The sequence below is a fragment of the Halodesulfurarchaeum formicicum genome, from assembly GCF_001886955.1.
Taxonomy (GTDB): domain Archaea; phylum Halobacteriota; class Halobacteria; order Halobacteriales; family Halobacteriaceae; genus Halodesulfurarchaeum; species Halodesulfurarchaeum formicicum.
Genome location: NZ_CP016804.1, coordinates 1,571,735 through 1,585,949, shown reverse-complemented (window position 1 = coordinate 1,585,949; position 14,215 = coordinate 1,571,735). Strand labels below are relative to the sequence as shown.

The 14,215-nt window shown below is 62.1% G+C and carries 15 protein-coding genes and 1 tRNA gene; 8 read left to right on the top strand and 8 right to left on the bottom strand.

All coding sequences use genetic code 11. The features are described 5' to 3' along the window. Positions 1–13: 13 nt before the first annotated feature. From HSR6_RS08210 to HSR6_RS08195, 4 genes are read left to right on the top strand one after another with little or no spacing between them, the layout of a single operon-like run. Positions 14–301 (top strand): hypothetical protein, encoded by a 288-nt coding sequence (locus tag HSR6_RS08210; RefSeq protein ID WP_070365417.1) that lies wholly within the window; start codon positions 14–16, stop codon positions 299–301. Continuing rightward, on the top strand, positions 298–1,221 hold the full coding sequence (locus HSR6_RS08205) for a cytochrome b/b6 domain-containing protein (RefSeq protein ID WP_071933314.1): 924 nt from the start codon (positions 298–300) through the stop codon (positions 1,219–1,221). Before HSR6_RS08210 ends, HSR6_RS08205 begins: the two co-directional genes overlap by 4 nt. 39 nt (positions 1,222–1,260) lie before the next feature. Beyond that, the gene (locus HSR6_RS08200) at positions 1,261–1,854 is read left to right on the top strand and encodes a TorD/DmsD family molecular chaperone (protein WP_070365415.1); all 594 of its coding nucleotides are present in this window, start codon (positions 1,261–1,263) and stop codon (positions 1,852–1,854) included. Beyond that, entirely contained in the window at positions 1,851–3,827 is a 1,977-nt protein-coding gene (locus HSR6_RS08195; protein ID WP_071933313.1) for a 4Fe-4S binding protein, read from the top strand. The genes HSR6_RS08200 and HSR6_RS08195 overlap by 4 nt, the downstream gene beginning before the upstream one ends. Here HSR6_RS08195 and HSR6_RS08190 read toward each other — a convergent pair whose 3' ends face one another. After that, complete coding sequence (locus HSR6_RS08190; protein WP_148661820.1) at positions 3,828–4,031, bottom strand: DUF7511 domain-containing protein; 204 nt, start codon at positions 4,029–4,031, stop codon at positions 3,828–3,830. Between the two features lie 90 nt (positions 4,032–4,121). Then, positions 4,122–5,345, bottom strand: a complete 1,224-nt coding sequence (locus HSR6_RS08185) for a CBS domain-containing protein (protein ID WP_070365413.1) — start codon at positions 5,343–5,345, stop codon at positions 4,122–4,124. A gap of 288 nt (positions 5,346–5,633) precedes the next feature. On the opposite strand from HSR6_RS08185, the gene HSR6_RS08180 reads away from it, so the two are divergent. Then, on the top strand, positions 5,634–6,203 hold the full coding sequence (locus HSR6_RS08180) for a hypothetical protein (protein ID WP_071933311.1): 570 nt from the start codon (positions 5,634–5,636) through the stop codon (positions 6,201–6,203). A 15-nt stretch (positions 6,204–6,218) separates the two neighbouring features. On the opposite strand, the gene HSR6_RS08175 is transcribed toward HSR6_RS08180, so the two are convergent. Beyond that, the gene (locus HSR6_RS08175) at positions 6,219–6,527 is read right to left on the bottom strand and encodes an ArsR/SmtB family transcription factor (RefSeq protein WP_071933310.1); all 309 of its coding nucleotides are present in this window, start codon (positions 6,525–6,527) and stop codon (positions 6,219–6,221) included. A 1,011-nt stretch (positions 6,528–7,538) separates the two neighbouring features. On the opposite strand from HSR6_RS08175, the gene HSR6_RS10920 reads away from it, so the two are divergent. Then, positions 7,539–8,345 carry a hypothetical protein gene (locus HSR6_RS10920; RefSeq protein WP_071933308.1) on the top strand — a complete coding sequence of 269 codons (807 nt, stop codon included), beginning with the start codon at positions 7,539–7,541 and terminating at the stop codon, positions 8,343–8,345. Positions 8,346–9,026: 681 nt separating this feature from the next. On the opposite strand, the gene HSR6_RS08160 is transcribed toward HSR6_RS10920, so the two are convergent. The 5 genes from HSR6_RS08160 to HSR6_RS08140 form a co-directional block, all read right to left on the bottom strand. After that, positions 9,027–9,098, bottom strand: a tRNA-Ala gene (locus HSR6_RS08160). Positions 9,099–9,188: 90 nt separating this feature from the next. Then, on the bottom strand, positions 9,189–9,500 hold the full coding sequence (rpsJ, locus tag HSR6_RS08155; protein WP_198400454.1) for a 30S ribosomal protein S10: 312 nt from the start codon (positions 9,498–9,500) through the stop codon (positions 9,189–9,191). Further along, the gene (tuf, locus tag HSR6_RS08150) at positions 9,497–10,765 is read right to left on the bottom strand and encodes a translation elongation factor EF-1 subunit alpha (RefSeq protein ID WP_071933307.1); all 1,269 of its coding nucleotides are present in this window, start codon (positions 10,763–10,765) and stop codon (positions 9,497–9,499) included. The genes rpsJ and tuf overlap by 4 nt, the downstream gene beginning before the upstream one ends. A gap of 143 nt (positions 10,766–10,908) precedes the next feature. Continuing rightward, positions 10,909–11,886, bottom strand: coding sequence for a homoserine dehydrogenase (locus tag HSR6_RS08145; protein WP_070365406.1), 978 nt, complete (start codon positions 11,884–11,886; stop codon positions 10,909–10,911). After that, positions 11,883–12,413 carry an amino acid-binding protein gene (locus HSR6_RS08140; RefSeq protein WP_070365405.1) on the bottom strand — a complete coding sequence of 177 codons (531 nt, stop codon included), beginning with the start codon at positions 12,411–12,413 and terminating at the stop codon, positions 11,883–11,885. The genes HSR6_RS08145 and HSR6_RS08140 overlap by 4 nt, the downstream gene beginning before the upstream one ends. Before the next feature lie 236 nt (positions 12,414–12,649). Here HSR6_RS08140 and HSR6_RS08135 point away from each other — a divergent pair, with 236 nt between their 5' ends. Together HSR6_RS08135 and HSR6_RS08130 are read left to right on the top strand one after the other, a co-directional pair. Next, positions 12,650–13,207 carry a response regulator gene (locus tag HSR6_RS08135; RefSeq protein WP_070365404.1) on the top strand — a complete coding sequence of 186 codons (558 nt, stop codon included), beginning with the start codon at positions 12,650–12,652 and terminating at the stop codon, positions 13,205–13,207. A gap of 69 nt (positions 13,208–13,276) precedes the next feature. Continuing rightward, complete coding sequence (locus tag HSR6_RS08130; RefSeq protein ID WP_071933306.1) at positions 13,277–14,140, top strand: 2Fe-2S iron-sulfur cluster-binding protein; 864 nt, start codon at positions 13,277–13,279, stop codon at positions 14,138–14,140. Positions 14,141–14,215: the final 75 nt, after the last annotated feature.

Genomic DNA, 14,215 nt, shown 5'->3' with positions numbered 1-14,215 from the left:
CCGTAATCGATCGATGAACGCAGATTACGTCCGTCACGCTGTCGCCGCAGTCGCCGCGGTCCTGATCGCCGCCGGAGTACTGGCCTGGCTGAACGGCCTGTCGCCGGGGCTCACGACCGGCGTGTGGATGCGCGACACGCTGGCGCTCGTTGGTGAAGGGGTCTCCCAGTACGAGTCCATGTCTGGCAACTGGGTGTTGCTCCGTGGCCTGCTCGGCGTGTACCTCACCGGCCTGGTCGCGACCGTCTCGGTGTTGCTGCTGCTCTCGCTGCGCACGCACCCGGGAGGTGTGGATCGATGAGCGGCTCCGAGGAGATCTCCCGGTTCTCGGCCGTCCAGGTGTACGTTCACTTCCTGATGGCCGCGGCCATCCTGATCCTCTTCCTGACCGGGGTCGCGATCACCTTCGGCGGCCAGGTCGGATGGATCGTGTCCCTGCTGGGCAACGAGTCCATCATCCTGATCCACATCATCGCCGGTGTGGCCCTGTTCGTCACCCTGCTCTACTATCTCGTCTTTGCGCTCACCGGCCTGGCGACTGGGGACTTCCCGACCAAGTGGCTTCCCGGCCCGAGTACGATCCGGGAGCTGATCACGTATGTAAACTACCACATCCTTGGTCGCGGCCCAGAGCCACGCCCCGGGAAGTACACCTGGATTCAGAAATCCGAGGTGCTGATCATCGCCGTGGAACTCACCGTCCTCACGGCGACGGGACTCGTGCTCACGTTCCCCGGGCTGTTGCTCCGTTATCGCCCCGCCTTCCTGGTCGCGAGTGACCTCCACGTGGTCTTTGCCTTCACGCTCCTGATGGGCGTGACCTTCCACCTCTATGACACCCATCTCCTCCAGTTCCCGCTCGACACCTCGATCTTCACCGGTCGAGTCTCCCTCGACCGGGCCCGAGAGGAGTGGGCGGGCTGGGTGGATGCCGGCCAAACCCGCTCGGACGGCGGCAGCGGCGACCGGTTCATCCAGGTCCTCGGTGTGTTCGCGGTGCTGTTCGTGTTCGCCGTCGTCTACTCGGGGGTCCTGATCGACCGGATCCTGGCTCCCATTCCGGGGACCCAGGAGACTCTCTATCTCCTGGAGCGTCCCGAGACGATCCTCGAGGGGCCGGCCGGGATATTCTGGACCGTCGGGTTCAACCTGGTGGTCATCGTGATTCTGGTCGGACTGGTGGCCCTGCTCTACGGCATCACGCTCCGATTCGGGGACTGATAGGCGAACTTTTCACTTTCAAATGCGAACTTCAAGACAATGAGTACGGAGGACACCGACGACGCAACGATGGCACAGCTCTATGACCTGCTCGCGGGTGTGTTCGCGGATCCACCGGACGAGGAGACTGTCGCCGCCCTCGCCTCGGGGCCGCTACCCGATCCCGGGGTCGCTCCGAACGACCGGTTGGCCGCCGGCCTCGAAGGCCTCGATGCCTGGGGCGAGACCGTCGAGGATCCGGCCGCGGAGGCCGACCGACTCGCGTCGGAGTTCACCCGACTCTTCATCGGCCCACGCCCCAAGCTCCAGATCCACGAGTCCTACTACGCCGGGGACTACCTCGGGGAACCGCTCGCGGCCGTCAAAGAGACCTACCAGGCCCTCGGGATCGCTTCCGCTCCGGATCGCAAGGAGGAGGCCGACCACGCGGCCGTCGAACTCGCGGTGCTGCGGGAGCTGACGGCGACCGACGGGGACCGGACGGCCCCCTTCCTCCGCGAGCACGGGGACTGGTTCGATGACCTCGCCCAGGACATCCACGAGCAGACGGATGAACCGTTCTACGAGGCGATCGCGGACCTCGTCGCAGGAGTCGTGGCTTTCGACGCCAGCCGGCAGGGGGTCCGTCAATGACTGTCGCCGTCATCAGTGATTGTCGCGGGACGGCCGACATCGACCGCAACGCCGTCGCCGAGGCGATCGACGTCGAGGAGGCGATTCTCACGAGCGCGGTCGCGGACCATCGCGAGGCCATCGCCGAGCGAATCGAGGACGCTGACACGGACGCAGTCCTCTTCGTCGCCGGCGACGGGCCGGTCGTCACCGAACTCCTGGAGGCCCTCGAGGAAGCCGGCTACCGAACGGACCGCGTGAGCCCCTTCATCGGTGCGTCCGTCGACTCGGCGGTCGGGACGGCCGTGGTGGCTGGCGCCGCGAACGCGGCCGTCCGACAGCTCGCGATCCGGCCGGAGATCGATCTCGATCCCGCCCCGTCGGGCGAGCACGTGGTCGTCGTCGGAGACCCGCTGGTCGCCCGGGACCTGGCCGGAAACGTCGACGTGACGCTGATCGCCGATCACCAGGACCTGGCGGGCACGTCACTTCCCGATTCGGTGACTGTGCGGCGCGGGACTGCAACCGCCCTGGAGCGTGTGGGTGGCGGCTACGAAGTGCAACTCGAAACGTGGGTGACCGAGGACTGCACGGGCTGTGGGCGCTGTCTTCGGCGCTATCCCGAGGCGACGACTGACGTACCGGTCCAGGTCACAGCGGACACCGTGGAGCCGGCGGTCTGTCCGGCCGACGCGATCCGGCCGGCCGATGAGCCACTCGTCGAACAGGTAGAAGCGAGCCAGGTCGTCTGGCCGAATCACCAGGGCCCCCTGGCAGCGGACCGCTGGGTGCACACGATTCGAACTGGCGTCGCCGGGGCCGTGAACCGGGCGGCCTGGATGCGAGCCCGACCGGAGGTGACAGTCGATCACAGCACCTGTGCCGTCGGCACAGCGGGCAACGAGGGCTGTTCGGCCTGCGAGGAGGCCTGTCCGAACGACGCCATCTCGATCTCACTCGCCCACGACGGGGGCGTCAGCATCGAACCCGACCGCTGTGTCGCGTGTGGGACCTGCGTCTCGGTCTGTCCGACCGCGTCCATCGAACCCACCCGGGCTCACGACGTGGCGACGACGGCGGACTTCGTCGAGGCGGCGATCGGTCCGGTGGCCGACGCGACCGCCGGGTCCAGTCTGCCGTGGGGTGGCAGTGCCACACCGTTCGGCGTGGTCTTCGTGAGCGAGGCGATCGAACCGGCCGTGCGGGCCACCCTCAGTTCTCGGTCGGTGCCGCCAGTTATCCCCATCGTGCTTCCGAACGTGCTCTCGGTCTCGGACGCGGTGGCGATCTATGCCGTGGCGCTGGGGGCCGATGGCGTGTTGCTGGCGAGTGACCCCGACCGGGCGACCGAACCCGTCGAGGATGCGGTCCGGCAGGCGAACCTGGCCCTCGACGATCTCGGCCTCGGGGAGCGGGTGGCGGTGGCAAACACTGCTGACCCCGACGCGCTTGCCCGGGCAATGGACGGTCTCGTTGCCGATTCGATCGACGCCGTCGAGACCGGTTCCGTGCGGACCGACTCCCGTCACGCCCTCGGTCTCGATGCGAGTGTGGCACTCGCGGCCGGGCACGGCAGCAATGCGAGCATGGTCGCGGCGCCAGGCTCGGGGACCGTCACGGTCGAGGAGTCGGGTTGCACGCTCTGTACTACCTGTCACGACGTGTGCCCGACCGGGGCGCTCGAACAGACCGAGGGGCAACTGCACTTCGATCCCGAGGCCTGTGTCGGCTGTGGCCATTGCGAGACGGCCTGTCCGGAGGACGTGATCGACGTCAGTCCACGGGTGCCCCTGGAGAACGGGGCCGTCCCGGAACGGGACGTCGTCGTCGAAAAAGAGATGGTCGAGTGCCGGGTGTGCGGCGAGCCGTTTGCCTCTCGGGCGGGTATCGAAGAGATGGAGGCCCAACTGGACGAGGCGGCACTCGAAGCACTCGATCTGGAGGTCTGTCCGGACTGTCGCTCTCAGCGGGCTGCGGAGACGGAGTTCCTGTAGCTACCGCATATCTTCGAGGGACACGAAGTCCTCCCCGGTGGCCGATACCCACTCCGAGAGAAGCCGCTGGGCGCTTTCGGGAACCGGCGATATCGTGCAGATCCACTCCCCGTTGGCGTCTCTGGTGACGTTCGCCATAAATGGTTCTCCACCTTCGGTCGTGAGTGGCCCCGGCGGGTTCCTGTCCCGTGGTGCGGTGTCCATGGTGATTCTCCTCGCTCGGTGGTTCATGCTACGGGACCCTCTCACATAGCTATTGGTTATGATTCCAAGATGTTGGGGGCGGGAGAGCGGCTACTCCTCGGCCTCGAGCATCCATCCGAAGCGCTTCTCCCAGAACTCCTCTGACCGTGGCTTCTTGGACTTCCCGTAGGTCTTCTTGTCCCGGATCTGGCGTTCGAGAACGTCACGAGCCTCGTTGATGGCGTGACTGGCACCGTAGCCTTCGCCGGAGGCGATGTACAGGCCCTGGTCGGTGTACAGACGGATCCGGGCGAGCAGCAGCGGCGTCCCCCGCAACTTCTCGTCGTGTTTGTGGAGATGCACCTTCGCGTCGAGGACCGACATCCCGTGATCGCGATCGTCGAACTTGTCGATCATGGCGACGATATCCTCGTAGCTGATGTCATCGACCAGGTCGCTCCCGTAAACCTGGACGGCCCGGTTCCCCCCGGCTTCCCAGGTCAGGGAGTCGAGGATGTCTGTTTTCGTGAGGATGCCGTGTGGGGAGCCCTCCTCGACGACCACCAGGGACGATCCGCTGTCCTCGAACAGCTTTTCGACGGCGACGTCGAGGGTCTCGGTCGGGTCGATCGTTCTGGCCGGGCTGTTCATAATGTTTCGCACCGGAAGGTCGAGCATTCGAGCGAGCTCGCCTTCTCGGGCGCCGAATCCGCCCCGTCCAGACCGGCCCGTGCTGGCCGAGACGTCACCGCCGTGGGGATCAGTGCCTGAAGCGTCGCCGCCCTGGCTGCGGTCCACGGAGCGAACCGTCATGTTGGTGACGTCATAGAGGCTCACCACCCCGACAGCGGAGCCAGCCTCCACGACTGGCAGGTGGGTAATGCGATTCTCGCGGAAGATGTGTAACGCATCGCCGAAGGTCGACTCGGGATCGAGGGTCACCAGATCCGTCGTCGCGGCTTCCTGAACCGTCGCCGCGTCGAGATACGGCTGGACCTTCCGCAGGATGTCGTTTGCGGTCACGACTCCAATGAGGGACTCGCCCTCGAAGACGGGAAGCAACTGGGAGTCGCTATCGATCATGAGCTGGGCGACCTTCCGGATGTCCTCGTCGGGAGTGAGCTGCGGGACGTGCCAGACGAGCGAGTTGAGCTTCTCGTTTGGCTGGTGCTGGGAGCTCGCGAGCTGGCGTCGGGTGACGACCCCCTCGAAGGTATCGCCCGCGACGATAACTCCCGGGACCGAGGGGTCCTCGAAGGTCCCGACGAGTTCCGAGACGGTGGTGTCCGGTGAGCGAGTGACGTAATCTTCCGAGACGATGTCTGCGATGTCCATGGTTGGTATTGGTTCGCACGTAACCTAATGGTTCCCCCGGGCGGCTCGATACTGTCAACATACACCAGTTGGCGTGGACGAACCAAGTTCCCGGTGGCCTTTCTCAGGAATTGGTAACCAGTCCAACTAATAGTTCCTCGCCATGAGGGCCCTTGCGTGCTTTTGACAAGGCGCATACGAAGGAGTCCGGAACCAGGCACATTCTGAACGGACGAAACCTCTCCGTGATCCTAAATATCCATAGATCTAAATATTTGAGTATCCTAATATTAACCGGAGGAAAACCTGATGCCACCACCCAGCCAACCCCAATCGACCGGACGAGCGGTACAGTTTCGTGGGCAGACCCGGAGCCGAGACGACGTTTCGACGGTCGATACGGCGGTCGTCGTCACCGGGGAGACCGTCTCCGTGAACCCGCTGGCGGGCGTCGAGATCGACTCGGCACTCGACTTCTCGGTTCCGCTCGCGGATATCACGGCGCTGCGGTGTGAGGGGATGCTCTGTCGGGCCATCACCCTCGAAACGGACACGGCGGAGTACCGGATTCCGACCGCGGACCTGGACGAGACCGCGTTCCGCAACGCGATCCTCCAGGCGACGGATCTGGAGAACTCGTGTACACGGCTGAGTCTGGGCCAGTACGGGATCTGTCTCTGTGGCCCGGGGACATACGCCGGCTGTCTGCTGACCGTCGCCGGGCTGGGGATGATCCTCTCGGTAGTCGGGGCCGCGCTCGGCGTGCTCGTGGCTGGTGCCGGTGTGTTGTTGCTGGCTGCCGTTTTCCTGTCCCGGACCATCTCGAAGTGGCGTGGGGCAAACGTCTGGGAGCGCCCCCGGACGGGAGCCACCGCGTGATCGTCCGACCCCACGTCACTCGTTCAGTTGATCTCTGATCACGCCCTGGATGACTTCGATGCCGTCGACGATCCGGTCATCAGCGATCGAGTAGAAGTTTCGCACGCCATCCCGCTCGCGGGTGAGCATCCCCTGATCGCGCATGACTTTGAGATGCTGGGAGAGTGTCGACTGGGGGATGCCAGTCTTCTCTTCGATCGTCGAGACCGAGTAGGAATCGCCGGACTTGAGCAGATCCAGGACCTTGAGCCGGTTCGCGTTCGCACAGATGCCACAGTACTCGGCGTGGGCTTCGTAGAACTCGTCGCTTTCGAGTTCAGTCATAATTGTGCTAGGGCTGTTCGCTGTAAAGAAGATTCGCCGTTGGCATCGAATCCATTTCTATCTGCACTGGCTCATCGTGAACGTGCCAGTGCCCACCCAAACATCCCCAGGGCGACGAAGTACAGCACGATTGCCGTCGTCACTGACGCGGTGACGACCGTTCCTGTCAGGAACCCGGTGCCAAGCAAGGTATGGAACCCCCCTAGTCCGATCCAGAAGTTCCGTCGAGAAATTCCAAGTCGTGCTCGGAGGACGGACATCTCCCTGTACTCTTCTACTGACGGGTTAACCTGTTTCGATAAGTGGGCCAAAACGAGTTCAAGAAATGGAGGGCGGAAGACCTCAAGTCCATCACGCTAAAGAACCAACTCGGGGCCGTTCGATTATTCTTTCAAGTCTGTGAACGGCTGGGAGTCACACCGACGGATATCAACCAGCGGCTTACATTGCCGGACCTCGGTCGTGAAGACGAAGTCCGGGAGACGATACTATTTTAGGAGGAATCACAGAGGATTCTTGACTATCTCGAACGGTTCGAGTACGCAATGTTTCGTAATGCCTTATTCTATCTGCTGTGGCACACTCGTTTGATATCTACAGGCTCACTCGTCCATACTACGCAGATGAATCCCCACATGGACGGTCACGCGACAAATGTGAGGCTACGACCAATGCCCACGCCTCGAAATGTCCGTCATCTGTGAGCCCGCACGCAATTCGTCGAAGGTCAATTACTGCTCATTGGAACGGGAACATCCCAAAGGACGTTGCATCCGACCGAATGGATGTTAGTGGCGTGGTTCTCGACAAACATCACGACATGGCGGCCCCGAAGGAAAGCAAAAACGAAGACAGGAGTTCCTTAATAAAATCTGGAACCCTTCATTCCAAGATGTGAGACGAGGCACACAATCCCAAGCTTATTTTGTGATATAGCCCGCTACTATCGCATCAGTGACGCTACCGAATCGGTCCCACTCTTATCGTGAATTTATCGACCCCTCTGAACCGATGTATATCTCGGATAGGGATATACTGGCAAAGCTTGTTGAATTTGAACACGCGAGCCCCGGTGAACTCTCCCAACAACGCTTTCGTGAGAATGTAATTAGGCTCCAACTTCGGGATTTAAAACGTATCGGCCTTGTGCAATCTTTATCTCATGACACCTATGAGATGACTGACTTTGGTAGGAGCGTATCTGAGGGTGAAGAATCACTTCCATCCAAAGACGGGCTTTTCATGGTTGCCGAAATTGATGATAGGACCTTTCCCGACTCAAACTGGCATCTTAATGATTTTTCCAACTTAGACGGGGAGACAATCATCGCTGTAAATTTTGATATCATCGATGATTCAGCAGAAGAGTATGGTTGGATTCAGGATTCACCAGAAAAAACACGACACAAAATTGGAAACGTTTCCGAAACCGACCTAAATCGTATTATGAGAGAGTTTCCAACGCATGAACCCATTCCACAACAGAGTGCCCATTGGGTCAGGGCCATTGCAGGGCTTCATTTTTTTCCTGATGCTAATCACCGTACTGCGATGAACACACTTTCCGTACTCTATAGGACCTTAATGGATGGGCCGCTTCCAATTGGTGACAATATCGGGCGTGTAGTATTGGAGTCCAAAATCGCTCGTGTTCTCTTAACCGACGTCCGATTTGACACTCTTTGGAAACGGGACGCTCTTTACCAAGTGTGGCACCGATACTTTCGGCGCGTTCTCTGTGGAGATGGGGACAAAAGACATGAACCACCAGAGCACAAGCTACGGTTGATTCTTAACTATGCGAGAGAAATTCTGTAGGGGAGTTATTCAGCGACGCCAAAGGAATCTGTATGCTCCGCCCGTCCCATGGCGAAGTAGAACTCGCTATTCGCCTCACGATGTTCACGTGCCATTGACAGGCCTTCCTCTTTCATTACCAGTAGGTAGAGAGTGGTGCCTATAAAATCTGTTGGTAATGCCTAATTCAGGTCGATTAACCGCTAAAACCAGCTACCAGTGATATGCAGTAGTATTCTACGGTTCAAATCACCGGCGATCAGAACAGGGCCGGCCAGGATAGCAACCTGTTCCCATTGACCGTAATTCTCGAAGCGTTTGGCTTGCGAACTCATCATAGCAGACCCGGCACTGGTAGGCCACGTATTGCTCCCACTCGGTCACGCAGACCACCCCGATAATTCGACAAAACCACCAACCGGCGGAGAGCCGGATTCAGTCGCTCCGTTACTTCGGTGATTTTGGGTACCCCTATTCCGGGGTAAATTTTCGGAGAATGCAAAATTGAAGGCCCAAGCTACGTGATTTTGAGACCTTCGAGAAGATGCGCGACAGTTATGGACTCGCCGGGATTTGAACCCGGAGGAAGACGGTCGCCTCACTCCGTTCGGCGCTGCGCCTTCCAGGGCTTCAAATCCACGCGTTTGCTCCGCGAACGCTCGGCTCGTCCATTCGCTCACTCGCAAAACTCGTTCGCTCCGATGGACTCGCCGGGATTTGAACCCGGGGCCTCTTCCTTGCGAAGGAAGCGATCTGCCACTGATCTACGAGCCCGCGCAATCATTCGTATCCACTGCGATGCCTTGAGGATTCTGCTTTACCGTCGAAACAGAATCGCGGCCAGCACGAGAGCGCGAATACCGGTTAGTCCTCGAGGACGATCTCGATGGAGACGTCGTTGGGGACCTGGATCCGCATGAGCTGGCGCAGTGCGCGTTCGTCGGCGTCGATGTCGATCAGCCGCTTGTGGACCCGCATCTCCCAGTGTTCCCAGGTGGCGGTCCCCTCGCCGTCGGGGGACTTCCGGGCCGGAACCTCCAGGGTCTTGGTGGGCAGCGGGACCGGACCGCTCATGCTGACGCCGGTCTTCTCGGCGATCTCCCGGACGTCGGTCGAGATGTCGTCGAGCGCATCCGGACTCACGCCGGCGAGACGCACGCGTGCTTGCTGCATTATTCGGACTCGGTGACGGAGAGGACCTTCCCGGCGGCGATGGTCTGACCCATGTCACGAACCGCGAAGGAGCCCAGTTCGGGGATTTCGCTGGACGGTTCGATGCTGAACGGCTTCTGCGGGCGGACGGTGACGACCGCGGCGTCGCCGGACTGGATGAAGTCGGGGTTCTCCTCCTCGACCTGACCCGAGGACGGGTCGATCTTCTTGTTGATCTCCTCGATGGTACAGGCGACCTGCGCCGTGTGCGCGTGGAAGACCGGGGTGTAGCCGGCAGTGATGACACTCGGATGCTGCATCACGACGATCTGGGCCGTGAAGGTCTCGGCGACCGTGGGCGGATCGTCGGCGGGACCGAGGACGTCACCGCGGCGGATGTCGTCCTTGCCGATGCCACGGACGTTGAACCCGACGTTGTCACCGGGGCCGGCCATGTCGACTTCCTCGTGGTGCATCTCGATGGTCTTGACCTCCCCACCGACGTCGGAGGGCTGGAAGGAGACCATGTCACCGGGGTGCATGGTACCGGTCTCGACGCGGCCGACCGGGACCGTCCCGATGCCGGAGATGGTGTAGACGTCCTGGATCGGCAGGCGGAGCGGCGCGTCCGTCGGCGGCGAGGGCTCGGGCAGGCCGTTGAGTGCCTCGAGGATGGTCTCGCCGTCGTACCACGGCGTGTTCTCCGAGTGTTCGGAGATGTTGTCGCCCTCGAAGGCCGAGATCGGGATGAAACTCGCGTTGTCCGAGTCGAACTGGACCTGCTTGAGCAGTCCCTTGACTTCCTCGACGGTCTCGTCGTAGGTGTTCTGCTCGTAGTCGACGAGGTCCATCTTGTTGACGCCGATGATGAGTTCCTCGATACCGAGGGTGCGAGCCAGGAAGACGTGTTCCTGGGTCTGCGGCTGGACGCCGTCGTCCGCCGCGACGACGAGAACGGCGTTGTCAGCCTGGGAGGCCCCCGTGATCATGTTCTTCACGAAGTCACGGTGACCCGGCGTGTCGACGATGGTGTAGTTGTATGTGTCCGTCTCGAACTCCTGGTGGGCGATGTCGATGGTGACCCCACGCTCACGCTCCTCGGCGAGGTTGTCCATGACGTAGGCGAACTCGAATCCGCCCTTGCCCTTCTCTTCGGCTTCTTCTCGGTGCTGTTCGATGACGTGCTCGGGAACGCTCCCCGTTTCGAAGAGGAGTCGGCCCACGAGCGTACTCTTCCCGTGGTCCACGTGGCCGATGATGGCCAAGTTCTGGTGTGGTTTGTCGCTCATGATCGTATTCGCGCTTTATACGCGCTCTGTGGAATCCCTTCGACAGTTCGGATTAAAACCATTTCGAAAGCGCCTGACACCCATCCCGACGCCGTCGGGTGGTTTGTCTTTTGGGCACGTTCGCGGCGGCCCGGATGACCCCCCTATCGAGAGCCGGTTCGGACGCTCGAAGTCGTATCACAGCTCAATCGGTCGACGTCCGCGAGGACCGCGGAGGCGGTTTCCGGGCCGCCCGCGCCGCGACCGCTGATGTTCAACTGCCCCGCGTGCTGGGTGTCGAACTGCAGGATGTTCATGGTGCCCGTCACCGCGAGCGTGGAGTTCTCCGGAACCAGCCGCGGCCCAACCCTGATCCGGTCGGCGGTGGCTTCTGCGATCAGGCGGACGGTCATCCCGTCGTCGGCGGCGACGTCCAGCGCGTTTGCCGGGAGGTCTTTGATGCCCTCGATGCGAGCGTCGGCGAGTGTGTGACCGCCACCGTCGAGGACGTTCGCCAGGATCACTCCCTTCAGCGCGGCGTCGGTCCCCTCCACGTCGAAGCTGGGATCGGTTTCGGCGACGCCCAGGTCCTGGGCCTCCGCCAGGACGTGTTCGTAGGCCAGTCCCTCGGCCTGCATCCGCGAGAGAATGAAGTTCGCCGTTCCATTCAACACCCCGCGTGCGGCCGTGACGTGCTCGGGGCCGAGGCCCTCGGCGGTCGCGATCGCGGGGATCGCTCCGCCCACGGTGGCTTCGAACCGAACAGCCCCCTCGCTGTCGGCGGCAACTGCGGCGAGGTCGTCGTACCGCTGGGCGACCGGGCCCTTGTTCGCGAGGACGACATCCCGGTCCCGTTCGAGGGCTGTGGTCACGTGACCGAATCCGGGTTCGGCGTCGCCCAGCGTGGTCGGGGTTGCTTCGATCAGCACGTCGTATTCGGCTCCGAGAACGCCCTCGGGATCGTTCGGGCCGACCGCACCCGACTCGCTTTTGCGTGTGAGTGCCTCCGTGACATCGACACCGTTCTCGTCCCAGACGGCACTGCTCGAATCGGCGATGGCCGTGACAGTGTGGCCGTACTCCCCGGCCAGACGGGCGACGGACTGCCCGACATCGCCGGCCCCCATGACAGCGAGTTTCATCGTGATCCCTCCACGAGCGGGGCGACGAACCGCAGATCCATGTCCGTGGCCACCTGCCGGACGGCGTCGAGTGCTGCGTCCGCTGCACCGGCTTCGAGTGCCAGCCGGAACCGACCGCTGGAGACGGCCTCCGAGTCGGTCGCTCCCGAGAGCGAGAGGTCGATGACCGAGGCCGGGGTCTCGGACTCGATGCGTTCGATGGTCGCCGAGAGGTCCTCCTCCAGGCGGGCGCCGATCAGGAGCACCAGCACCTCCTCACCGTACTTCTCGGTTCCGGCCTGGATGACGTTGATCCCGCGATCCCTGAGCGCCGCGGTGATCTGTTCGAGCTGTTCGGGCGCACACTCCAGATCGATCTCGACGGGGATCCGTCCCCGCGGGGTGACCGAGCCCCGCTCGTGAAAGATACTGAGCAGGTTGCCGCCGTTCTCGGCGATCGGTTCCAGCGCCCGCAGAAGTTCGCCCGGCTCGTCGACCAGTTCGAGCCGAACCGTATGGGCGCGGGTACTCCCGTGTTCGTCGCTCATACGTGCTGTCGACGGCCCGGTCGGTATAAGCCTTCGGCGATTGTCGACCCCGAAGGGATTCCCAACCTGCCGATACGTACCCGGTGGCTTTTTTATACCCCTCCACCAAAGGCAGATATCGAGATGGTACTGACCCGCAGGCCGGTTTCGGAGACGTCGGATATCGCAGTTTCGGCTGGGAGCACTGCGAAGGGGCCAGGAAGAAACGCGGAATGTGGGCGCGGGGACAAGCACACATGAGTGAAGCTACGCCGACCGTCCTGATCGTCGACGACGAGGTGAACATCACCGAACTCTTCGGCGTCTGGCTCGAGGCAGCGTACGACGTGCGGATGGCGAACAGCGGGGAGGAGGCGCTTGCGGAACTCGACGAGTCCGTCGACGTGGTCCTCCTCGACCGTCGCATGCCGGGGCTGTCCGGGGACGAGGTCCTCGAGGAGATCCGGGACCGGGGCTATGACTGCCGGGTCGCGATGGTCACGGCCGTCGACCCGGACTTCGATGTCATCGAGATGGGCTTTGACGATTATCTCACGAAGCCCATCGACCGGGAGGGCCTGGAGTCGGCTATCGAGTCCCTGCTCGACCGGAAGGAGTACGACGACGCGATGCAGGAGTACTACGCGCTGACCTCGAAGAAGGCCGCACTGGAGTCCTCGAAACCGGCCTCGGAACTGGAGGCCAGCGAGGAGTACGCCGAATTGAAAGCCGAGATCGAGACTCTCGAAGGGGATCTGGAAGGGGCCCTCGAGACCGAATCGGACTTCGAGTCCGCGTTCCGTGATCTTGACTGACCACTGCCGGCTTAATAGCCTCCATTATTAATCCGAACCCGAAAGCCGGGGGCTCGCGTTCCGTTGCACATGGCGGAGCAACAGCGTTCCGACGGCGACAGACAACCGACCCCGGCCGGTGAACACCTCAATCGAAGAAATCTTTTGGCCGCGCTCGGCAGCGCGGGCCTGCTCTCGACGGCTGGCTGTCTTGGCATCCTGGGGGACGACGAGACCGGCCCGCGCGCGGACGATCCCACTCCAGTACCAACCACCGAGGGTGGCGAGGGGACGACCACCGGTCCCGTCGAGACATTCGACATCGAGTGGACTGTCCAGGGGGCGACGACTGCGGTCGCCAGCAACGAGGTCCTGCTCGACGTGGCCATCGACGAAGGGCTCGACGTTCCATACCAGTGCGAACAGGGGATCTGTGGGGTCTGTACCTCCACGGTTCCCGGCGACGGGACCGACTACGTCGAGCACACCGGTGCCGACTATCTGAGCGACGAGCAGATCGCCGGCGGGTTCGTGCTTCCCTGTGTCGCCTCCCCGAAACAGGATTTCTCCATCGAGACCGGCAAGCAGGACGCGGCTGACGCCTACTCGCCCGACGGTGCGGAAACCGAGGAGACGACCACCGCGGCCGACGTTGAGTCCTTCTCGATCGACTGGACCGTTCAGGGTGCCACGACCGATGTGCCGGCCACCCAGACGCTGCTCGACTCGGCCCTGGATAACGACCTGGACGTGCCATACGAGTGTGAGCATGGCGTCTGTGGGGAGTGTACCTCGGAGGTTCCGGGTGCTGGTAGCGAGTACGTCGACCACGACGGCAACCAGTATCTCAGCGACGAACAGGTCGAAGCGGGCTATGTCCTCACGTGTGTGGGTTCGCCCAAGCAGGACTTCGAGATCACGACTGGCGTGAAAGACGACGCGGACGCAGTCTAGGTTCAAATTCGGCCGGGGCCGCCAGACTGCCGTGGTACCGTGTCGCTCCGGTATAAAAAACTCTGCAAAATTAAC